This is a genomic window from Cellulosimicrobium sp. Marseille-Q4280 (assembly GCF_943181405.1).
Lineage (GTDB): Bacteria > Actinomycetota > Actinomycetes > Actinomycetales > Cellulomonadaceae > Cellulosimicrobium.
Genome location: NZ_CALPBY010000001.1, coordinates 646,680 through 665,685 on the forward strand (window position 1 = coordinate 646,680; position 19,006 = coordinate 665,685).

Consider the following 19,006-nt stretch of genomic DNA (forward strand, 5'->3'; position numbering starts at 1 on the left):
GTCCCGGTCAGCCCTGCGTCCCGGTCAGCCCTGCGGTCCGGTCAGGCCTGCGTCTCGACCTCGCGACCGGCGCCCTCCGGCTGGAAGAGGTACTCGACCTCGGCTCCCGCCTTGACCGTCCGTCCTACGGTGCACGCCTTGTCGATCGCTCGCGCGGCGACGGTGACCAGGCGGTCGCGCGCGTCGTCGTCGAGCGAGGTCAGGTCGATGTCGTACGTGCCCGTGATCTTCGGGTAGCGGTCCTCCTCGACGAGCTTGGCGCCCTCGACGTGGATCGTCACCTGGTAGTCGTCGCCGAGCCGGCGCGCGAACGTCCGGTCCGTGCTCATGCCGGCGCACGCAGCGAGCGCGATCTTCAGCAGCTCGCCCGGCGTGAACACCGCGCCCTCGCTCGCCGGGCCGATCGAGACCTGCGCGCCGCGCGCCGAGTGCCCGGTGTACGTGCGGTCGCCCGTGCGCTCGACCCACAGGGGGTCGGTCGGTGCGGGCGACGCCGCGGGGACGTCGCGCTCCGCCTCGTCGGCGGAGTTCAGGGTGCTCTCGGCAGGCTGGGTCGTCATGCGTCGATCCTCGCACTCCTCGGTCCGTGGCGGCCGGACGGTCCGCCCTCCGAGGAACGTGCGGGAGACGTCGGCGATTCCCCGCACGGGTTCGCGCCTCGACCTGCCGTCACGACGCCCGGGTGTCACGACGCCGCCCGCTGGTCGGTCAGGAGGGTGGCAGGCGGCAGAGCGCCGCGCGCCGAGAGGAGAACGTCATGAGGATCGTCGTCGTCGGAGGAACGGGGCTCGTCGGGAGCCAGGTCGTCGCACGGCTGCGGGACGCCGGGCACGAGGCGGTGGTCGCCGCGCCGAGCACGGGCGTGGACACGCTGACCGGCGCGGGGGTGGACGAGGCGCTCGCGGGCGCCGACGTCGTGGTCGACGTGTCGAACTCGCCGTCGTTCGCGGACGACGACGTGATGCGGTTCTTCACGACGTCGACGCGCACGCTGCTCGACGCCGAGGAGCGCGCCGGGGTCGGTCACCACGTGATCCTGTCGATCGTCGGCACCGACCGGACGGACGCGGGCTACCTGCGGGCGAAGGTCGCGCAGGAGGACCTCGTCCGCGGGTCGGGACGTGGGTGGTCGGTCGTGCGGGCGACGCAGTTCTTCGAGTTCGCGCGGTCCATCGCGGACGGCGCGACCGCGGACGGGGTCGTGCGGATCCCCCCGGTGGCCTTCCAGCCCGTGGCGTCGGCCGACGTCGCCCGCACGGTCGCCGACGTCGCGACGGGAGCGCCGCTCGACGGCCTGGTCGAGCTCGCGGGCCCGGAACGGCTGCGGTTCGACGAGTTCATCCGGTCGGCGCTCGCGGCTCAGGGGGACGACCGGGAGGTCGTCGCGGACCCTGAGGCCACCTACTTCGGGACGCGGCTGGTCGAGGACTCGATCGTCCCGCAGGGCGAGTCGCTGCGCGGCGGGATCACGTTCGCCCAGCACGCCGCGTGACCGGAGTGCCGCGAATGGCAGACGCGCGGTGCGTCGCCGTCGTACCGTGACGGCATGACGTCAGGACCGGGCACGGTCGAGCGCCCCGGGGCCCAGGAGGATCCCGGGGCGCTCGACGCGTTCCTCGAGGCGCGCCCCCAGCTCTTCGGCATCGCCTACCGCATGCTCGGCAGCGTCCCCGAGGCGGAGGACGTCGTGCAGGAAGCCTGGATCCGCTGGCAGGGCACGGACCGCGAGGTGGTGCGCAACCCGACCGCGTTCCTCACCACGACGGTCACGCGCCTGGCGATCAACGCGGCGACGTCGGCCCGGGCTCGCCGCGAGACGTACGTGGGGCCGTGGCTCCCCGAGCCCGTCGACACGTCCGACGACCCCGCGCTCGGCGCGGAGCGCGCCGAGGCGCTGGAGATCGCGACCCTCGTGCTCCTCGAGCGGCTCACGCCCGTGGAGCGTGCGGTCTACGTGCTGCGCGAGGCGTTCGGGTACCCGTACCGCCGCGTCGCCGAGATCCTCGACATGACCGAGGCGAACGCCCGCCAGCTCGCACGCCGCTCGCGCGAGCGGCTCGGCCGCCGCGAGGCCGTCCCGGTGGATCCCGGCGAGCACCGCCGCCTCCTCGACGAGTTCGTCGCGGCCGCGCACGACGGCGACCTCTCGCGCTTCGAGCGGTTCCTCGCCGACGACGTGGTCGCCCGCCCCGACGGCGGCGGGAAGGTGCACGCGTCGCGCGTCGAGCTCCACGGCGTCGCCCGCGTGTCCCTGTTCTTCGACAACGTGTGGCGCAAGAACTGGGCCGACGCTGACGTGCGCGTCGTCGAGGCCAACGGGCTGCCCGCGCTGCTCGTGCGGATCGACGACGCGCCGTTCGCGCTCGTGTCGCTCGAGGTGACCGCGCGGGGCATCGAGCACGTGTTCGTCCAGGTCAACCCCGACAAGCTCGGCGGCTTCGCGGCTGCGGCCTGACCGACCAGGTCCGGTCGTGGACGTGGGGGTGCACGTCGGTCGGCGACGGCGCGCCACCGTCAGCGCTCGGTGTCGTCGGGCTCCGCGAGGAGCGCGGGCTCGCCATCGGGGCCGAGCGGGGCCACGAGGACCAGCTCCTCGGCCTCGGGATCGACCCAGCGCTGGTAGCCGGGCCCGGTGTGCGCGGTCTCGAAGCGCACGGCGACGCGCCCGTCGTCGCCGACCCGCACGACCCAGCCACGACCGTCCGCCTCGGTCTGCACGTCCAGCCCGGGCGCGACGACGGCCGCCGTCGCGCGCACCGGCCCGGCCGGGACCGGTGGGGGCGGCGGTCCGGCGGCGTCCGGCACGGGCTGCTCGTCGGCGACCACCACGTCGTCGTCGAGGGGCAGCATGAGCTGCGCGTGCTCGGACAGGGCGTGGAACGAGGTGCCGAGCAGCCGCACGGGCTCGGTGACGTCCGCGAGCGCCAGTGCGCGGTGCGCCGCGGACCGCAGCGCGCCCTCGTCCGACGTCGGGCGCGGCAGCGTCACCGACCGGGTCAGCGTCGTGAACGACGAGAGGCGGACCTTGACCACGACGGTGCGTGCCGCGACGGCGTGCCGCTCCAGGCGGGCGAGCGCGGAGTCGACGACGCGGTCCAGCGCCCCGCTGATCGCGGCACGTCCGTGCAGGTCGGCGTCGAACGTGTGCTCCGCGCCGGCGGACTTGCGCTCGCGCACCGTCGTCACCGGACGGTCGTCCCAGCCGCGCGCGATCCGGTACAGGTTCGTGCCGCCGGACTCCCCGCCGATCGCGACGAGGGTGTCGAGCGGTTGTCGCCGCAGGTCGGCCACGGTGCGCACGCCGAGCTCGTCGAGGCGCGCCGCGGAGACCGGGCCGACACCCGAGAGGGCCCGCACCGGCATCGCGAGCAGGAAGTCGTCCTCGTCGTCCGGGTCCACGACCCGCACCCCGCCGGGCTTGGCATCCTCTGACGCGAGCTTCGCGACGAGCTTCGACCGGCCGAGCCCGATCGAGACCGACAGCCCGCTCAGCTCGCGTGCCCGCTCCCGGATCCTCAGTGCGAGCTCCGCGAGATCCGTACCCGGCCCGGCCGCGGCATCGAGGTCCGCGAACGCCTCGTCGATGCTGACCGGTTCCACCAGCTCCGTGACCTCGCGCAGCGCCGCCATGATCCGGTCGGAGTAGGCCGCGTACGCGGCGAACCGCGGCACGACGACCACGGTGGACGACGGGCACAGCCGGCGCGCCAGCTCCATGGGCATCGCCGAGCGCGCGCCGAACCGGCGCGCCTCGTACGACGCCGTCGCGACGACGCTGCGCGGACCGACCCCGCCGACGAGCACGGGGCGACCGCGCAGCGACGGGCGCTGGTGCTGCTCGACGCTCGCGAAGAACGCGTCGGCGTCCAGGTGCGCGATCGTCGCACGGGTGCGCAGCACCGGAGCGAGCGGCACGTGGGCGAGGTTCACCGCACCACTGTGCCGTGTCCCTCCGACACCCGGATGAGAGCGTCCTCCCGCCCGGTCTCGACGACGGCGTTCGTCTCGGTCCTTGGAGCCTCCGCCGACCCGCTCGGCGCGGCGGCCACGAACGCGGCGCGAGGCCGCTGCACCGAGGTGAGCGAGACGACGTCGCGACCGAACAGTCCCGCCGTGAGCCACACGGCCAGCACGCGGACCTTGCGCTCCCACGTGGGGATCGCGAGGACGTGGTAGCCCCGGTGCATGAGCCAGGCCAACGGGCCGCGCACCACGAGCCGTCGGTACTGGAAGATGCCGGAGCCGAGGCCGAGCGTCGCCACGACGCCGAGGCTGCCGTGCACGTAGGGGCGGGTGGCCCGCCCGCGGCGGGCGGCGACGAGGTTGCGCGCGAGACGCCGGCCCTGCCGGACCGCGTGCTGAGCGTTCGGCACGGTGAGCGCGCCCGGTCGCGGCACGGCGAGGTCGGGCACGGCGGCGCCGTCGCCCGCGGACCACGCGTCGTCGACCGGCGCGTCGTCCGTGCCCACCCGCAGGTCGGGGCGCACCACGACGTAGCCGCGCGCGTCGACGGGCAGGTCGGTGTGCGTCGCGACGACGGGGTTCGCCGCGTTGCCCGCGGTCCACACGAGCAGGCCGGAGGGGAACGACTCACCGGTCGAGAGCGTCACGACGCCGCCCTCGGCGGACTCGAGACCGGACCCGAGGTGCACGTGCGCGCCGCGCCGCTCGAGCTGCCGCACGACCCAGCGGCCCGGGCGCTCGGTCACCTCCGGCAGGATCCGGTCGTTGCGCTCGACGAGGTGGAAGTGCAGCTCCGACGCGTCGATCTCGGGGTAGACGCGCAGCAGGTCGTGCGCGAGCGACAGGAGCTCGGCGAACCCCTCGACGCCGGAGAAGCCGCCGCCGACGAACGTCGCGGTGAGCAGCCGCTCCCGCTCCGGCCCGGCGGGCATGCTCGCGGCGCGGTCGAAGGACGTGAGGAGCTGGTCGCGGATCGCGACGGCCTCCTCGACGTGCTTCATGCCGATCGCGTGCTCGCCGACGCCGGGGACGGGGAAGACGCGGGTCACGGCGCCGGCCGTGACGACGACCGTGTCGTAGGCGAGCGCGTACTCCTCGCCCGACGGTGGCCGGACGCGCACGACGCGGTGCGCGTGGTCGACGCGCGTCACCGACCCGTCGACGAGCCGCGTGCGGCGCAGGTGGCTCCGGTGGGCCACGGCCGCGTGCCGCGCCTCGACGGACCCGGCGAGCACTTCCGGGAGGAACGGCTGGTAGGTCATGTAGGGACGAGGGTCGACCAGGACGAGCTCGACGTCGCCGCGGCGCAGCTCGCGCCGCAGGTGCTTCTCGAGCTCTCGGGCCGCCGTGAACCCGGCGTAGCCCCCGCCGACGATGACGATGCGTTCCATGACCGCCTCCTGTGCGTCGCGCCCTCTGCGCGCTCTCACCCCCTCGACCACGCAGCGCGGGCTTTCGTGACGTCCTCGTGGCATGGCGTACGTCACGTCCGGACGATGCGCCTCGGGGCTTGACCTGGAGCACGCTCCAGGTCGCGTGCTCGAGGCATGTCGGACCTGCTGATCCCCGCTCCGCCCGTCGAGGTGCCGCCCGAGGGACTCCCCATCGGGGACGCCGCGCTCGCCGTCGGCCTGAGCGTCGACACCCTGCGCTACTACGAGAAGGAGGGCCTGCTGCTGGACCCCGCACCCCGCGACGGCGGCGGTCGCCGCCGCTACGGCGAGCACGACCTCGCGTGGCTCGCCGGCCTCGTCATGCTCCGCGAGACGGGGATGTCGATCGCCGACGTCCGCGTCATGGCCGACCTCAGCCGCCGAGCCGGGACCGAGGTGGAGCGGCTCGCCGTCCTCGAGCAGCACCGCGAGCGCGTGGTCGCAGAGCTGGAGCGCACGCGCCGCCACCTCGCCGCGCTCGACGCCAAGATCGCGTCCTACCGCGTGGCGACCGCCCCGTCCGACGAACCACCGACGCTCCAGGAAGAAGGAACCCGATGACCACCAGCACCGGCACACCCGTCCCCACCGTCCCGCTCGGCGACGGGCTGCGCGTCGCGGCCATCGGCCTCGGCGCCATGGGCATGAGTGCCTACTACGGCCCGACCGACGAGGCGGAGGCGGTCGCGACCCTGCGGCGCGCGGTCGACCTCGGCGTGACGTTCGTCGACACCGCCGAGGCCTACGGGCCGTTCGAGAACGAGAAGCTGGTCGGCCGCGCGCTCGGGGACCGCCGCGACGAGGTCGTGCTCGCGACCAAGGCGTCGGCCGAGACCGACGACGACGGCACGGTCCACGGCCGCAACGGCACGCCGGAGTACATCCGTCGGGCGGCCGACCGCTCGCTGCGACACCTCGGCACCGACGTGATCGACCTCTACTACCTGCACCGCGCCGACCCCGCCGTGCCGATCGAGGAGTCGGTCGGGGCGATGGCAGAGCTCGTGACGGCCGGCAAGGTCCGGCACATCGGACTCTCCGAGGTGTCGGCCGGCACGATCCGCCGAGCGCACGCGGTCCACCCGCTCGCGGCGGTCCAGTCCGAGCTGTCGCTCTTCTCGCCCGACGCCGTGCGCAACGGCGAGAAGGCGGTCATGGACGAGCTCGGCATCGGGTTCGTCGCGTTCTCCCCGCTCGGCCGCGGCGTCCTCACGAGCAGCGTCCGCAGTCTCGACGACCTCGCGCCGGGCGACGCACGCCGCGGACTGCCCCGGTTCCAGCCCGAGGCGTTCGCGGCGAACCTCCGCCTCGCCGACCGCGTGCGCGAGATCGCGGCCGAGAACGGCGTGACGGAGGCCCAGGTGGCGCTCGCGTGGGTCGTCGCGCAGGGGGCGGTGCCGATCCCGGGCACGCGCCGGCGCGAGCGGCTCGAGGAGAACGCGGGGGCGGTGCGCGTCCGGCTCACGGCCGATGCGCTGCGGCGCCTGGCCGACGCGGTGCCCGAGGCCGCCGTGGCCGGCCACCGCGACTCCTCGCCGGTGCCCGACGGTCACGACCGCTGACGCGTCCGTGCCCGACGTCGGTGCCCGACGTCCGCGCCCACCGTCCGAGACGCTCGGGCGCGCGTGTCACGGAACGGTGGCAGCCTCGGTCGTGACCAGTGACGGCTGGCACGTCGCCGGTCGCCCGGCCCCTCGTGGACCGTCCTCCCGAGCAAGGAGCACGAGCATGAGCATGAGCGAGCACGTCCTCGAACCACAGGCCCAGGAGTTCGCCGAGGCGACCTCGAAGCCTCCCTTCCTCTATGAGCTGGGGCCCGAGGGGGCCCGCAAGGTGCTCGACGACGTCCAGTCCGCTCCCGTCGACATGCCCGACGTCGACGAGGAGTGGCGCACCGTCCCGGCCGAGGTCGGCGACGTGGGCGTGCGCATCGTCCGGCCCGCCGGCTCGACGGGAACGCTGCCGGTCGTCCTGTACGTGCACGGCGGCGGCTGGGTGCTCGGCAACGCCGGCACGCACGACCGCCTCGTGCGCGAGCTCGCCGTGGGGGCGCGCGCGGCCGTCGCCTTCGTCGAGTACGACCGCTCGCCCGAGGCGCGGCACCCCGTCGCGGTCGAGCAGGCGTACGCGACCGCGCGGTGGATCACCACCGAGGGCGCGTCGCACGGCCTCGACGCGTCGCGGCTCGCCGTGGCGGGCGACTCCGTGGGCGGCAACATGGCCACCGTCCTCGCGATCCTCGCCAAGCAGCGCGGCGACGTCACCTTCGTCCACCAGTCGCTCTACTACCCGGTGACCGACGCGGGCCAGGACACCGGCTCCTACCGCGAGTTCGCCGACGGTCCGTTCCTCACCGCCCGGGCCATGGCGTGGTTCTGGGACTGCTACCAGCCCGACGTCGACGCGCGCGCCGACATCACCGCCTCGCCCCTGCGCGCGAGCCTCGACGACCTCGCCGGGCTCCCGCCCGCGCTCGTGGTCGTCGACGAGAACGACGTGCTGCGCGACGAGGGCGAGGCGTATGCGCGCCGGCTCCTCGAGGCAGATGTGCGCGTGACGAGCCTGCGCTACAACCACGTCCTCCACGACTTCATGATGCTCAACCCGATCCGCCCGACCGCCGCCGCGAGCGGCGCCGTCGCCCAGGCGATCGACACGCTGCGCACGGCGCTCGGCACCCGCTGACCGGCTCGTCGCACCTCACGGCCGGGCGTCGTCCGTCCGCCTCCCCACCGCACGTCCCGCACCGACACCCTCTGGAGAACCCCATGTCCGCACCCACCGTCGTCCTCGTCCACGGCGCCTTCGCCGACTCCTCGAGCTGGAACGGCGTCGTCGAGCGGCTGCGCGCCGCCGGCCTGACCGCCGTCGCGAACGCGAACCCGTTGCGCTCCCTGTCCGGCGACGCCGCGTACCTGCGCGACGTCCTCACCGCGATCGACGGCCCGGTCGTCGTCGTCGCGCACTCCTACGGCGGCATGGTCGCCACCCAGGGCGCGGCGGGTCTGCCGAACGTCGCGGGCCTCGTCTACGTCGGCGCGTTCGCGCCCGACACGGGCGAGAGCGCGTTCGAGCTCTCGGCGAAGTTCCCCGGGAGCACGCTCGGTGACGCCGTCGTGCCCACGCCGCTGTCGGACGGGGGTGCCGAGCTCACGATCCGCCAGGACCTGTTCCACCAGCAGTTCGTCGCCGACGTCGACGAGGCGACGGCCGCGCTCATGGCGGTGGCCCAGAGGCCCGTCACCGCGGCGGCGCTGAACGAGCCCCTCGCGGCCGAGCCGGCGTGGCGGACCGTCCCGTCGTGGTTCGTCCACGGTGCCGAGGACCGGAACATCCCGGCCGAGGTGCTGCGGTTCGTGGCCGAGCGAGCCGGTTCGCGCGGCACGACCGAGGTGCCCGGCGCATCGCACGCGCTCGGGGTCTCGCAGCCCGACGCCGTCGCACAGGTCGTGCTCGACGCCGTCCGCGCCGTGGGCGAGGCCGCTGCCTGAGGCCGCTCGTGCCCGGGGACGACTGCGGGCCTGGTGCCGTCCGAGGACGGCACCAGGCCCGCAGGGTCGTGAGAGGTCAGGCGTGGCTGCGCTTGGTGAGCGCGCCGTACACGCCGAGCGTGATGAGCGACCCGAGGATGGCGAGGAGCCAGGTCCGGAAGTCGCCGAGGTCGCCGAGGCTCGTGCCGAAGAGCACGGAGCCGAGCCATCCGCCGAGGAGGGCGCCGAGGATCCCCAGGAGGATCGTGATGATCAGCGAGCTGGTCTGCTTGCCAGGAAGGACGAAGCGCGCGATGAGTCCGGCGATGAGCCCGAGCACGATGTAGGCGAGCCAACCCATGGTAAATCTCCGTTTCGTCGGATCTGTGAGTTTTCCCCCTGCGACCGTGAACTCTGGCAGAGGTCGCGCGACCTCGCACGTCGAAACGTCCGACGGTGTCGTCGCGCCTAGACTGACGGCCGTGGCCACCGACTCTCCGTCCGCCGTCCCCACGCCCTACGAGGACCTCCTGCGTGACGTCCTGGAGAACGGGACGCCCAAGGGTGACCGGACCGGGACCGGCACGCGGAGCGTGTTCGGCCGGCAGATCCGCTTCGACCTCTCGCAGGGCTTCCCGCTGGTCACCACCAAGCGCGTGCACCTGAAGTCGATCGCGTACGAGCTGCTGTGGTTTTTGCGCGGCGACTCGAACGTGCGCTGGCTGCAGGAGCAGGGCGTGACGATCTGGGACGAGTGGGCCGACGCCGACGGCGAGCTCGGCCCCGTCTACGGCGTCCAGTGGCGCTCGTGGCCGACGCCGGACGGCCGTCACGTCGACCAGGTCGCCCAGGTGATCGAGCAGATCCGGAGCAACCCCGACTCGCGGCGGCACATCGTCTCGGCGTGGAACGTGGCCGAGCTCTCGACCATGGCCCTCCCGCCGTGCCACGCGTTCTTCCAGTTCTACGTCGCCGACGGCCGGCTCTCGTGCCAGCTCTACCAGCGTTCGGCCGACCTGTTCCTCGGCGTGCCGTTCAACATCGCCTCGTACGCCCTGCTCGTCCACATGGTCGCGGCGCAGACCGGCCTCGAGGTCGGCGACTTCGTGTGGACCGGCGGCGACGTGCACATCTACGACAACCACGTCGAGCAGGTGCGCGAGCAGCTCACGCGCGACCCGTACCCGTACCCGACGCTGCGCCTCGCGCCCCGCGACTCGATCGACGCGTACGAGTACGAGGACATCGAGGTCGTCGGGTACCAGCACCACCCGACGATCAAGGCCCCGATCGCGGTCTGATGCTCGGTCTGATCTGGGCCCAGGCGCGCGACGCCGCCGGGCGGCCCGTCATCGGCGCGGGCGGCACCATGCCGTGGCACCTGCCGGAGGACCTCGCGCACTTCAAGCGCGTCACGTCGGGCCACCCGGTGGTCATGGGGCGGCGCACCTGGGAGTCGCTCCCGCCCCGGTTCCGGCCGCTCCCGGGCCGGACGAACGTGGTCGTCACGCGCCAGGACGGCTGGGCACCGGACGACGCGGTGGCCGACGGCGGGCAGTCGCTCGGAGCGGTCGGCGCGCCGGTGCGCGTGGCCGGGTCGGTGGACGACGCCCTCGCCGTGGCGCGCGCCGCCGCCGGCGCGGACGGCGAGGTGTGGGTCATGGGTGGCGCCCAGCTCTACGCGGCGACGATCGAGCAGGCCGACCGGTGCGTCGTCACCGAGATCGACGCGGCCGTCGAGGGAGACACGTTCGCCCCGCCCGTGCCGGCGGGATGGTGCGTGGAAGCGGGGGAGTGGGCGACGTCGTCCACGGGCCTGCGCTACCGCATCGTCGTGCACGACCGCGGCTGACCTCGGCCGGCGCCGAACCGTCGGCGGCCTGAGGGGAACGGCGCACACGCGCGCAACTATGTTGACGCGCTATCTAGTCTGGCCTACGGTCTAGTGGTGATCGATGATGCGGAGTGGCCCAGCGAGTGGCTGCGCGGCGTCCTCGCGGTGTGCGTGCTGCGCGTGCTCGCCGACGGCCCGACCTACGGGTACGCGATCGCGGCGACGCTCGCCGACCGCGGGCTCGGGCCCGTCAAGGGCGGCACGCTCTACCCCCTGCTCAAGCGGCTCGAGGACGCGGGGTGGGTCGTCACCGAGTGGCGCGCGGGCGACGGCGGGCCAGGGCGGAAGTACTACGCGATGACCGATGCGGGGCACGACGAGCTCCGGCGCTCGGCCGCGCTCTGGGACGCGTTCGCCACCGTGACATCGACGATCGTCGCCGACGGCGCCTCGCGCCCGTCGCGGACCGAGGAGGAGCTCGTATGAGCAGCACGACCCGCGACCGTCGTCGCGCCAGGCGGTACGCCCTGGAGCGGGAGCTGGCCCCGCACGTCGACCCGGCCTGGACCGAGGCGGTGCTGCTCGAGCTGCGCATCCAGGGGGTCGCCGGTGAGCTGATCGGCGAGGTGCTGGGCGAGGTGGACTCGCACTGCGCCGAGAGCGGTGAGGACGCGCGGGAGGCGTTCGGCGACCCGATCGCCTACGCGCGCGAGCTCGGACTGCCGCCGAGCCCCGCGCAGCGTCCCGCCGCGACCGTGCGGGGCGTGCTGCCCACCCTGGCGCAGCTCGCGGGAATGTTCCTGACGCTCTGGTCCGTCCCCGGTCTGGCGTCTGCGGGCGCCGTCGAGATCACCGTCGGCCAGGCGCTCGCGGCCGTGGTCGCCGCGACGGCCCTCCTGCTGTTCGCGGGGCGGCCCGAGCCGGTGCTCCGGGGGATCGTCCGCCGCCCGGTCCTGGGGACGCTCGCGTTCGGGGCGGCGTCCGCGGCGCTCGTCGTCCCGCTCCTGCTGCTGCAGCGCACGCTCGTCGTGCTGCCCGCCACGGTGACGGTCGCCGCCGGGCTGGCGCTCCTGGTCCTCGGCGTGGTGGTCGAGCTGGCTCGGGCACGGCGACCCGACGACGCCGACCCCGTCGTGGCGCCGCTCCAGGACGAGGGGGCCGTGGCGCGGCGTCGGCGCGTCGACGGGCGCGTGCGGCTGCTCGGCGTGCTGCTCGTGCCGGCGTGGACGGTCGTCGTCGGTCTGCTCCTGTGGTGGCTCGCTGGCTGACGCCTCGCCTCCCGGCCAGTCCTCCGCGATCCGGTGCCGGGGTCTCAGAGGCCGGTCGGCTCGATCGGGTCCAGGCGCGGCGGCGGGACGGGGTGCGGCTCCTCGAGCGTCTCGACGTCGGCGTCCTGCGGCGCGGTGAGGCGCTCGACCGCTCCGTCGAGGTTGGCGGCGATCGCGGCCACGAGGCCGTCGGCGTCGCGCGCCTCGAGCCGCTCGACGATGTCCGCGTGCGACGCCGCGGAGTCGCGGCGCACCGCGTACTCGTCGCTCACGGTGAAGCTCGCGACGCGGACCTCGACGATGAGCGTCGTCATCCAGCGCAGGAGCCACGGGTTGCCGGCCGCCGCGACGAGCGTCCAGTGCAGCGTGAGGTCGGCGTCGCCGATGCGCCGCGCGTCCTCGGAACGTCCGGCCTCCACGAGCGCGTCGTAGGCGCCACGGACCGCCGCGACCTCTGCGTCCGACGCACGGGCGACGGCCAGGCGCGCGGCCGTCGTCTCGACCGTCGCCCGCGCCGCGTAGAGGGCGGGGATGCGCTCGCGACCGATGGTCACCACGCTCAGCCCGCGCCCGGGCGTCGCGGTGAGCAGGCCTTCCTGCACGAGGCGCTGGGCGGCCTCGCGGAACGGGCCGCGGCTCACGCCGAGCTGGCCCGCGATCTCGACCTCACGGATGGGGGAGCCGACGCGCAGGGCGCCGGAGTAGATCGCGTCGCGGAGCTCGCGGACGATGAGGTCGACCGTCGACGGGCGCGTCACCGGTGAGAGGAACGGCGCGTTGCCGAGCGGCGCGCGCGAGGCGGGGCTCATCGGCTCTCCTTCGCTGAGGTCGTGCGGTGGTGGGCCCGCCGGGCCGGGTGTGCGTGCGGGACGGTCGAGGTCACGATCCGGTATCACATCATCCCCTGTCGGAGGCCGGAGCGCGGCCCGCGGTCGAGCGACCGGCGCGCGTGCGGCGCGACGGTCGTGGAACAAGCGTCCGTGCAGGTCAGCGATCCTCTCGACCCCTGTGGAGCGGACGCCTCCGACGTCCGCCACGAGGCGGAGTCACCGAGTTGTCGTCCGATTGTAGACAATCCGACGGTAGGACGAGCAGATTGTCGAATGGTCGACATCGCGTTAGCGTGTTCGATCGTCCAGCCACCCACGACCGTCCGCCGCGTCACGCGTCGACGGGCACGAAGGGAACCATGACTTCCACGCGATCCACCGCGACCCGACGCCGCGCGCTCCTCTCCGCGAGCGCCGTCGGCCTCCTTGCCGTCACCACCGCCTGCTCGAGCGTCGACTCCGGGGGCGGGGGCGGCGCCGGCGGCGGGACCACGGAGGGCGGCAGCGGCACCCTCGCGGAGCTCCAGGAGAGCGGGACCATCACGGTCGGCTTCGCCGGCGAGGAGCCCTACAGCTTCCAGGACGACGGCGGTGAGCTCACCGGTGCCGCCGTCGCGCTCAACGAGGCGATCTACGGCGAGCTCGGCATCGACACGGTCGAGGGCACGCTCACCGAGTGGAACTCGCTCATCCCCGGCCTGAACGCCGACCGCTTCGACTCGATCAGCGCGGGCATGTCGATCCTGCCGGACCGCTGCGAGCAGGCCGCGTTCAGCGAGCCCGAGATCATGTACACGACGGCGTTCCTCGTGCCCGAGGGCAACCCCGACGGCCTCGACGACTGGCAGTCCGCGGTCGACGCCGGCGTCACCCTCGCGGTGATGGGCGGCGCCATCGAGGCCGGCTACGCCGAGGACACCGGTGTGGAGACGATCCAGGTGGGCAGCCCGCAGGACGGGCTCGACGCCGTCGTCGCCGGTCGTGCGGACGCGTTCGCGCTCACCGGGATCTCGCTGCGCGCCCTCGCGGAGCGGTCCGACGCCGCGGTCGAGGCGACCGAGGCCTTCGTCGCCGTCATCGACGGCGTGCCGCAGATCGGCGCCGGTGCCACCGTGTTCCGCCAGGCCGACACCGAGCTGCTCGACGCCTACAACGAGAAGCTGGCGGAGATCGTCTCCGACCCGCAGCAGTACGAGGACGTCCTCGGCCCGTTCGGGTTCACCGAGGCGGAGCGTCCCGTCGAGGGGCTGACCGCCGAGATGCTCTGCGAGGGCGACCTCGAGGCGATCGCCGACGAGCTCGGCCCGGAGCTGGGTCAGGACTCCTGACCCGATGTCCGACGACATCCAGACACTTCTCAACAGGCTCCCGCAGCTCGGGGAGAGTGTCCTCGTCACCCTGCAGCTCACGGTCGGCGGCGCGGTCCTCGCGATGGTCGTCGCCCTGCTGCTCGGGTTCGGCTCGCGCACCCGCACCCTGTGGGTGCGCGGGCCCTCCCGGGTGGTCGTGGAGTTCTTCCGCGGGACGTCGCTCGTCGTCCAGTTCTTCTGGCTCTTCTTCGTGCTCCCGGTGTTCGGGTTCAAGATGGAGTCGCTGGCCGTCGGGATCGTCGCGCTCGGCCTCAACTACGGCGCGTACGGCGCCGAGGTCGTCCGGGGCTCGATCAACTCCGTGCCGGCCGGCCAGTGGGAGGCGTCCACGGCGCTCAACCTGGGCCCGCTCCACCGCGTCCGGCGCGTGATCTTCCCGCAGGCGTGGGCCCTGATGATCCCGATGCTCACCAACCTGCTGATCCAGCTCCTCAAGGGGTCGGCGCTGGCGACCTACATCTTCCTCCACGACGTGAACTTCTTCACCGACCAGCTGCGCAACACCACGCAGGACACCGTGTTCTCCTACTCGGTCGGCCTGCTCGTGTACTTCGCGATCGCCTACCTGCTGACGCTCGGCATGAACGCGCTCGAGGTGCGCGCGAAGAACCGGCTCGGGGCCGGCCCGAGCCTGCGCGAGGTGCTGCGGCTGGCACCGGTCCCCACGACGGCGAAGGCAGGTGCGGCATGAGCGACATCTGGAGCTGGGAGCGCGCCTGGGACGTGCTGCCCGCCCTCCTCGAGGGCTTCAAGATCACCCTGGTCGCGACGGTCGTCGGCATGGCGATCGCCTCCGTGCTCGGTCTGCTCGTCGCCCTCGTGCGGCGGTCCGGGTCGCGGTGGGTGACCGTGCCCGTCGGTGTCGTCGTCGAGTTCATCCGGTCGACGCCGCTGCTCGTGCAGCTCGTGTTCGCCGCGCTGCTGCTGCCCACGGTGCCGACGCTCGCCATCGGGTGCACGGTGCTCGGCATCCACTACGCCACGTACATGTCCGAGGTCTACCGCGCGGGCATCGACGCGGTGCCGCGCGGCCAGTGGGAGGCCGCGACCGCGCTCAACCTCCCGCGCGGCCGGACCTGGCGTGCGGTCGTGCTGCCGCAGGCGATCCGCAAGACGCTGCCCGGGCTCGGCAACTACGCGATCTCCATGTTCAAGGAGACGCCGTTCCTGTTCGCCATCTACGTGGTCGAGATGTTCGCGGCAGCGCAGAACTACGGAGCCAACACGTTCTCCTACATCGAGCCGCTCACCCTGGTCGGCCTGATCTTCCTGGCGGCGAGCTACCCGACCTCGCTCCTCGTACGACGGATGGAGAGGCGCCTTGCCTGACGTGATCGATCCTGTGACCGAACCTGTGCCCGACCCCCTGCCCGACTCAGCGACATCCCCGGAGGACAGCGTGTCGACTACCCAGGGCACCACCCCCGCGATCGAGTTCCGCGACGTCGTCAAGCGGTTCGGCGACAACGTCGTGCTCGACGGCCTGAGCTTCAGCGTCGCCAAGGGCGACCGCGTGACGCTCATCGGGCCGTCGGGCTCCGGCAAGACGACGATCCTGCGCCTGCTCATGACCCTCGAGGAGTCGGACGGCGGGCTCATCCTCATCGACGGCGACCCGTACACGCACGAGTACCGCGGCCAGAAGCGGGTCGAGGTGCCCGAGAAGCGGCGGCGCGTCGTGCGCAACCGTGTCGGGATGGTCTTCCAGCAGTTCAACCTGTTCCCGAACATGACGGTGCTCGAGAACATCATCGAGGCGCCCGTGCACGTGCTCAAGCAGCCGAAGGGCGAGGCGATCGCCCGCGCGGAGCAGCTGCTCGAGCAGGTCGGGATGTCGGACAAGCGCGACTTCCGGACCAACCAGCTCTCGGGCGGCCAGCAGCAGCGCGTCGCCATCGCGCGGGCGCTCGCGATGGACCCCGAGATCCTCCTGCTCGACGAGGTCACGTCCGCGCTCGACCCCGAGATCGTCGCCGACGTCCTCGGGGTGCTGCGCGAGATCGCCGAGACGACGGACATCACGATGCTCCTCGTGACGCACGAGATGCAGTTCGCGCGCGACGTGTCGAACCGCGTGCTGATGTTCGACCACGGGCACATCATCGAGGAGGCTCACCCCGAGACGATGTTCACCAACCCGACCCACGAGCGCACGCAGGAGTTCCTCAAGGCCGTCCTCGGCTGACGTTCGCCCGTGCTCGGGTCCGCGGCCGACGGTTCCGCGAGGGGCGGGGCGGGTCTACCATCCGCCGCTCGTCCCTCGCGGCTCCCGCCAGACCCACCACGACCCGGCGCCCCCACCCCACCCACCTGTGCCGCGTCACCTCGGTCCGTGGTTCCGCGAGGGAGGACCGTGGTCCGGCGAGGTAGCACCGCGGTCGCGCGACGTAGCACCGAGGTTGCGCGAGGTAGTACGCCGGTAGCGCGAGGCAGCACCGTGGGTGCGGGCGGTCGCGCCGTGGTCCGTGGACGACGGCGGCCCGGTCACCTGAGGAGGTGACCGGGCCGCCGTCGGGCTGCTGAGTGTCAGTAGAGGCTGATCGCGAGGCGCTGGCGGGCCTTGCCGACGCGCGGGTCGGTGGGGCCGACGACCTCGAAGTAGTCGAGGAGGCGGACGCGGATCTTCTCCTTCGCGTCGGCGTCGGCACCCGGCAGGAGGTCGAGGAGGCGACCCAGCGCGTCGTCGACCTTGCCCCCGAGGAGGTCGAGGTCGGCGACGGCGAGCTGGGCGTTCACGTCGGACGGCGCGTCGGCCGCGGCCGAGCGCACGGCGCCCAGGTCCGCGTCGCGCGTGCGCCGCAGGAGGTGGACCTGCGCGAGCCCGGCGACGGCGAGGGCGTCCTTCGGGTCCTGCTTGATGGCCTTCTCGTAGGCTGCGACCGCGGTGTCGAGGTCGTCGCGCTCGATCGCGTCGAACGCCTCCTGGTGCAGCGGCGGCAGCTCCGGCTCGGGCTCCGCGACCGGCTCCGCGGCGTCGTCGGCGGGCGCGCCGTCCGGGGACGGGACGCGACCCGTGACGCCGTTGGCCTCGGCGGCCTGGAGGACCTGGTCGAGCACCTCGCGGATCTGCTCGACGGGCGCGGCGCCCTGGAACAACGGCAGCGGCTGGCCCTGCAGCACGGCCACGACGGTCGGGACGCCCTGGACCTGGAACGCGGCGGCGACCTGCGGGTACGCCTGGGCGTCGACGCGCGCGAGCAGGAAACGGCCCGCGTACTGGTCGGCGAGGGCGCCGAGGTCCGTGCCGATCTGGGCGTTCGCCTGGTCGGTCGGGATCCAGAGCAGGACGACGACCGGGTACTGCGCGGAGTCCTGGACGAGCTGCGGGAACGTCTCGTCGGTGACGTCGACGACGTAGCCTCCCGCGGCCGGCGCACCGCCCTCCGCACCCGGCGGAGGGGCCTGCGGGCGGGTGAGCGCGGACAGGTCGACCGCGCCGCGCACGTCGAAGGTGGGCTGGGTGGGTTCGCTCATGGATGCATCCTACGGAGCGTCAGGCGTTGGCCGCCGACGTCGCGACGTGCTCCGTCCCGAGCACCTGCATCTGCTCCTCCGAGTCCGCCGGCGGCACGTAGATCGCCACGACGTCGCGGTAGCCGACCTTGAGGACGTTGGTCGTCCCCGCCGAGCCGAAGAGCGCCTTCACGGACTCCGTGTCGGGCGGGACCTGCGCCCCGTCCTCGGCCGTCATGGACTCGGCGGAGGTCATCGTGCCGACGACGAGCGCGCCGCCGTCCGCCGTGCGCACCGACCGTACGGGCTGGTCCGGGTCGGGCGTGAAGGTCAGGGTGTACTTCCCGGCCGCCGGGGCGAGCGCGTCGTTCCACACCTTGGCCCGCTCCGCGAGCTGCGCGCGGAACGAGTCGTCCGGGAAGGACGCGGCGAAGCTCGACGACGACCCCACGTTGAGCACGTCGGCGTACTGCGCGACGGCATCGGTCGGCGTGACGAGGAGCGAGTCGTCGTCGGGCGCGACGGCCTCGCTCCCGATGGTCGGTGCCGCGAAGCTCGGCAGGGTCGTGCTCGGGAAGAGCCGCACCCATCCCCACAGCTCGTACTGGTCACGCGCCCCGTCCTGCTCGTAGACGCTGAGGCGCGGCGGCTGGAGGCTCTCCGGCTGCACGCTCACGCCGTACGACGTGCGGGGCCACGTCTGCGTCGTGGGGATGACCACCTGCTGCACGTCGGTCGGGAGCTCGGTGACCAGGTCCGCGTTCCCACGCGCCTTGGCGACGTCGAGCTGGCTCGTGCGGATGGCGAGCGCCGGCCCGGTGACGCGGCCCTCGAGCAGCTCCGGGTCGGTGGCCGCCCCGGCCTCCTCCAGCGTCGTCCCGACCGCGGCGAGGACGTCGTCCTGCTGGGTCTCGTCGAGGACGGGCGGCGGGGTCGCGGGGGTCTCCTCGGGCTGCGGCGTGGGGACCGGTGCGGCACAGCCCGCGAGCAGGACCATGCCGGCGGTCGCGGCGGCCGCCGGAGAGGGGAGTGCGGCGAGGGCGGGCGGTGGTGCGGTGCGGCGTCCTCATCGTGTGGCGTCCTTCGTCTCGTCCTCGTCGCGCGTGGCCTCGGGCGCCGGGGCGGCGCTGAAGCCCCGGCGCCGGGGGCCAGGCGTCCGCGCGGGTCACGGCGCTGTCCTGCTCCGTCGGGTGGGCGGCACCCGGGTCCACGACGGGCTGGGCCGCGGTCTTGGGGCGGCGGTCGCGCGGCACCACGGGGATCTGTCCGGTCAGCCAGGCGCGCCGGGGCTTCTGCGCCTTGGCCTGCTGCTCGGCGAGCCGGTCCGCCTCCTCGCGCTCGCGCAGCTCGCGACGCGTGAGCATCCGGACCTGCGCGGTGTCGGT

Annotated in this window: 21 protein-coding genes; 14 read left to right on the forward strand and 7 right to left on the reverse strand. The window is 73.5% G+C overall.

Annotated features, from left to right (window positions below):
• Window positions 1–41 precede the first annotated feature (41 nt).
• Window positions 42–560, reverse strand: coding sequence for an OsmC family protein (locus tag NFS20_RS02875; RefSeq protein ID WP_251150224.1), 519 nt, complete (start codon window positions 558–560; stop codon window positions 42–44).
• A 197-nt stretch (window positions 561–757) separates the two neighbouring features.
• Between NFS20_RS02875 and NFS20_RS02880 the strand changes: the two genes are divergently transcribed.
• Together NFS20_RS02880 and NFS20_RS02885 are read left to right on the forward strand one after the other, a co-directional pair.
• Window positions 758–1,492 (forward strand): SDR family oxidoreductase, encoded by a 735-nt coding sequence (locus NFS20_RS02880; RefSeq protein WP_251150225.1) that lies wholly within the window; start codon window positions 758–760, stop codon window positions 1,490–1,492.
• A 54-nt stretch (window positions 1,493–1,546) separates the two neighbouring features.
• A complete protein-coding gene (locus tag NFS20_RS02885; protein WP_251150226.1) occupies window positions 1,547–2,455 on the forward strand; it encodes an RNA polymerase sigma-70 factor in 909 nt (302 codons plus the stop codon).
• Window positions 2,456–2,514: 59 nt separating this feature from the next.
• Here the strand turns inward: NFS20_RS02885 and NFS20_RS02890 are convergent, their stop codons facing one another.
• Both NFS20_RS02890 and NFS20_RS02895 read right to left on the reverse strand, forming a co-directional pair.
• The gene (locus NFS20_RS02890; protein WP_251150227.1) at window positions 2,515–3,930 is read right to left on the reverse strand and encodes a DNA polymerase IV; all 1,416 of its coding nucleotides are present in this window, start codon (window positions 3,928–3,930) and stop codon (window positions 2,515–2,517) included.
• Window positions 3,927–5,354, reverse strand: coding sequence for an NAD(P)/FAD-dependent oxidoreductase (locus NFS20_RS02895; RefSeq protein WP_251150228.1), 1,428 nt, complete (start codon window positions 5,352–5,354; stop codon window positions 3,927–3,929). Before NFS20_RS02895 ends, NFS20_RS02890 begins: the two co-directional genes overlap by 4 nt.
• 156 nt (window positions 5,355–5,510) lie before the next feature.
• Between NFS20_RS02895 and NFS20_RS02900 the strand changes: the two genes are divergently transcribed.
• From NFS20_RS02900 to NFS20_RS02915, 4 genes are all read left to right on the forward strand, one after another.
• Entirely contained in the window at window positions 5,511–5,957 is a 447-nt protein-coding gene (locus NFS20_RS02900) for a MerR family transcriptional regulator (RefSeq protein ID WP_251150229.1), read from the forward strand.
• Window positions 5,954–6,958 carry an aldo/keto reductase gene (locus tag NFS20_RS02905; protein WP_251150230.1) on the forward strand — a complete coding sequence of 335 codons (1,005 nt, stop codon included), beginning with the start codon at window positions 5,954–5,956 and terminating at the stop codon, window positions 6,956–6,958. Before NFS20_RS02900 ends, NFS20_RS02905 begins: the two co-directional genes overlap by 4 nt.
• 166 nt (window positions 6,959–7,124) lie before the next feature.
• On the forward strand, window positions 7,125–8,081 hold the full coding sequence (locus NFS20_RS02910; RefSeq protein ID WP_251150231.1) for an alpha/beta hydrolase: 957 nt from the start codon (window positions 7,125–7,127) through the stop codon (window positions 8,079–8,081).
• Between the two features lie 83 nt (window positions 8,082–8,164).
• Window positions 8,165–8,887, forward strand: a complete 723-nt coding sequence (locus NFS20_RS02915; RefSeq protein ID WP_251150232.1) for an alpha/beta fold hydrolase — start codon at window positions 8,165–8,167, stop codon at window positions 8,885–8,887.
• Between the two features lie 76 nt (window positions 8,888–8,963).
• Here NFS20_RS02915 and NFS20_RS02920 read toward each other — a convergent pair whose 3' ends face one another.
• The gene (locus NFS20_RS02920; protein WP_251150233.1) at window positions 8,964–9,227 is read right to left on the reverse strand and encodes a GlsB/YeaQ/YmgE family stress response membrane protein; all 264 of its coding nucleotides are present in this window, start codon (window positions 9,225–9,227) and stop codon (window positions 8,964–8,966) included.
• A gap of 121 nt (window positions 9,228–9,348) precedes the next feature.
• Between NFS20_RS02920 and NFS20_RS02925 the strand changes: the two genes are divergently transcribed.
• The 4 genes from NFS20_RS02925 to NFS20_RS02940 all read left to right on the forward strand — a co-directional run bounded on the left by NFS20_RS02925 (window position 9,349) and on the right by NFS20_RS02940 (window position 11,968).
• A complete protein-coding gene (locus NFS20_RS02925; RefSeq protein ID WP_251150234.1) occupies window positions 9,349–10,167 on the forward strand; it encodes a thymidylate synthase in 819 nt (272 codons plus the stop codon).
• Window positions 10,167–10,718: a dihydrofolate reductase gene (locus NFS20_RS02930; RefSeq protein ID WP_251150235.1), complete on the forward strand. Its 552-nt coding sequence runs from the start codon at window positions 10,167–10,169 to the stop codon at window positions 10,716–10,718. The genes NFS20_RS02925 and NFS20_RS02930 overlap by 1 nt, the downstream gene beginning before the upstream one ends.
• A gap of 96 nt (window positions 10,719–10,814) precedes the next feature.
• On the forward strand, window positions 10,815–11,186 hold the full coding sequence (locus tag NFS20_RS02935; RefSeq protein WP_502800768.1) for a PadR family transcriptional regulator: 372 nt from the start codon (window positions 10,815–10,817) through the stop codon (window positions 11,184–11,186).
• Window positions 11,183–11,968: a hypothetical protein gene (locus tag NFS20_RS02940; RefSeq protein ID WP_251150236.1), complete on the forward strand. Its 786-nt coding sequence runs from the start codon at window positions 11,183–11,185 to the stop codon at window positions 11,966–11,968. The genes NFS20_RS02935 and NFS20_RS02940 overlap by 4 nt, the downstream gene beginning before the upstream one ends.
• A 44-nt stretch (window positions 11,969–12,012) precedes the next feature.
• Here the strand turns inward: NFS20_RS02940 and NFS20_RS02945 are convergent, their stop codons facing one another.
• Window positions 12,013–12,777 (reverse strand): GntR family transcriptional regulator, encoded by a 765-nt coding sequence (locus tag NFS20_RS02945; protein ID WP_251150237.1) that lies wholly within the window; start codon window positions 12,775–12,777, stop codon window positions 12,013–12,015.
• 380 nt (window positions 12,778–13,157) lie between these two features.
• Here NFS20_RS02945 and NFS20_RS02950 point away from each other — a divergent pair, with 380 nt between their 5' ends.
• From NFS20_RS02950 to NFS20_RS02965, 4 genes are all read left to right on the forward strand, one after another.
• Window positions 13,158–14,126 (forward strand): transporter substrate-binding domain-containing protein, encoded by a 969-nt coding sequence (locus tag NFS20_RS02950; RefSeq protein WP_251150238.1) that lies wholly within the window; start codon window positions 13,158–13,160, stop codon window positions 14,124–14,126.
• Between the two features lie 4 nt (window positions 14,127–14,130).
• Window positions 14,131–14,859 (forward strand): ectoine/hydroxyectoine ABC transporter permease subunit EhuC, encoded by a 729-nt coding sequence (gene ehuC / locus NFS20_RS02955; RefSeq protein WP_251150239.1) that lies wholly within the window; start codon window positions 14,131–14,133, stop codon window positions 14,857–14,859.
• Complete coding sequence (gene ehuD / locus NFS20_RS02960) at window positions 14,856–15,497, forward strand: ectoine/hydroxyectoine ABC transporter permease subunit EhuD (protein ID WP_251150240.1); 642 nt, start codon at window positions 14,856–14,858, stop codon at window positions 15,495–15,497. Before ehuC ends, ehuD begins: the two co-directional genes overlap by 4 nt.
• Window positions 15,498–15,567: 70 nt before the next feature.
• Window positions 15,568–16,353: an amino acid ABC transporter ATP-binding protein gene (locus NFS20_RS02965; RefSeq protein WP_251150241.1), complete on the forward strand. Its 786-nt coding sequence runs from the start codon at window positions 15,568–15,570 to the stop codon at window positions 16,351–16,353.
• Window positions 16,354–16,694: 341 nt separating this feature from the next.
• Here NFS20_RS02965 and NFS20_RS02970 read toward each other — a convergent pair whose 3' ends face one another.
• Together NFS20_RS02970 and NFS20_RS02975 are read right to left on the reverse strand one after the other, a co-directional pair.
• Window positions 16,695–17,642 carry a tetratricopeptide repeat protein gene (locus NFS20_RS02970; RefSeq protein ID WP_251150242.1) on the reverse strand — a complete coding sequence of 316 codons (948 nt, stop codon included), beginning with the start codon at window positions 17,640–17,642 and terminating at the stop codon, window positions 16,695–16,697.
• 19 nt (window positions 17,643–17,661) lie between these two features.
• On the reverse strand, window positions 17,662–18,618 hold the full coding sequence (locus NFS20_RS02975) for a DUF8094 domain-containing protein (protein ID WP_502800769.1): 957 nt from the start codon (window positions 18,616–18,618) through the stop codon (window positions 17,662–17,664).
• Between the last annotated feature and the right edge of the window lie 388 nt (window positions 18,619–19,006).

Coding starts and splice junctions, on each gene's coding strand:
- NFS20_RS02975 (WP_502800769.1), bottom strand. CDS start 18,618: ATGGTCCTGCTCGCGGGCTGTGCCGCACCGGTCCCCACGCCGCAGCCC.
- NFS20_RS02895 (WP_251150228.1), bottom strand. CDS start 5,354: ATGGAACGCATCGTCATCGTCGGCGGGGGCTACGCCGGGTTCACGGCG.
- ehuD (WP_251150240.1), top strand. CDS start 14,856: ATGAGCGACATCTGGAGCTGGGAGCGCGCCTGGGACGTGCTGCCCGCC.
- NFS20_RS02880 (WP_251150225.1), top strand. CDS start 758: ATGAGGATCGTCGTCGTCGGAGGAACGGGGCTCGTCGGGAGCCAGGTC.
- NFS20_RS02905 (WP_251150230.1), top strand. CDS start 5,954: ATGACCACCAGCACCGGCACACCCGTCCCCACCGTCCCGCTCGGCGAC.
- ehuC (WP_251150239.1), top strand. CDS start 14,131: ATGTCCGACGACATCCAGACACTTCTCAACAGGCTCCCGCAGCTCGGG.
- NFS20_RS02930 (WP_251150235.1), top strand. CDS start 10,167: ATGCTCGGTCTGATCTGGGCCCAGGCGCGCGACGCCGCCGGGCGGCCC.
- NFS20_RS02885 (WP_251150226.1), top strand. CDS start 1,547: ATGACGTCAGGACCGGGCACGGTCGAGCGCCCCGGGGCCCAGGAGGAT.
- NFS20_RS02875 (WP_251150224.1), bottom strand. CDS start 560: ATGACGACCCAGCCTGCCGAGAGCACCCTGAACTCCGCCGACGAGGCG.
- NFS20_RS02940 (WP_251150236.1), top strand. CDS start 11,183: ATGAGCAGCACGACCCGCGACCGTCGTCGCGCCAGGCGGTACGCCCTG.
- NFS20_RS02900 (WP_251150229.1), top strand. CDS start 5,511: ATGTCGGACCTGCTGATCCCCGCTCCGCCCGTCGAGGTGCCGCCCGAG.
- NFS20_RS02945 (WP_251150237.1), bottom strand. CDS start 12,777: ATGAGCCCCGCCTCGCGCGCGCCGCTCGGCAACGCGCCGTTCCTCTCA.
- NFS20_RS02915 (WP_251150232.1), top strand. CDS start 8,165: ATGTCCGCACCCACCGTCGTCCTCGTCCACGGCGCCTTCGCCGACTCC.
- NFS20_RS02970 (WP_251150242.1), bottom strand. CDS start 17,642: ATGAGCGAACCCACCCAGCCCACCTTCGACGTGCGCGGCGCGGTCGAC.
- NFS20_RS02950 (WP_251150238.1), top strand. CDS start 13,158: ATGACTTCCACGCGATCCACCGCGACCCGACGCCGCGCGCTCCTCTCC.
- NFS20_RS02920 (WP_251150233.1), bottom strand. CDS start 9,227: ATGGGTTGGCTCGCCTACATCGTGCTCGGGCTCATCGCCGGACTCATC.
- NFS20_RS02910 (WP_251150231.1), top strand. CDS start 7,125: ATGAGCATGAGCGAGCACGTCCTCGAACCACAGGCCCAGGAGTTCGCC.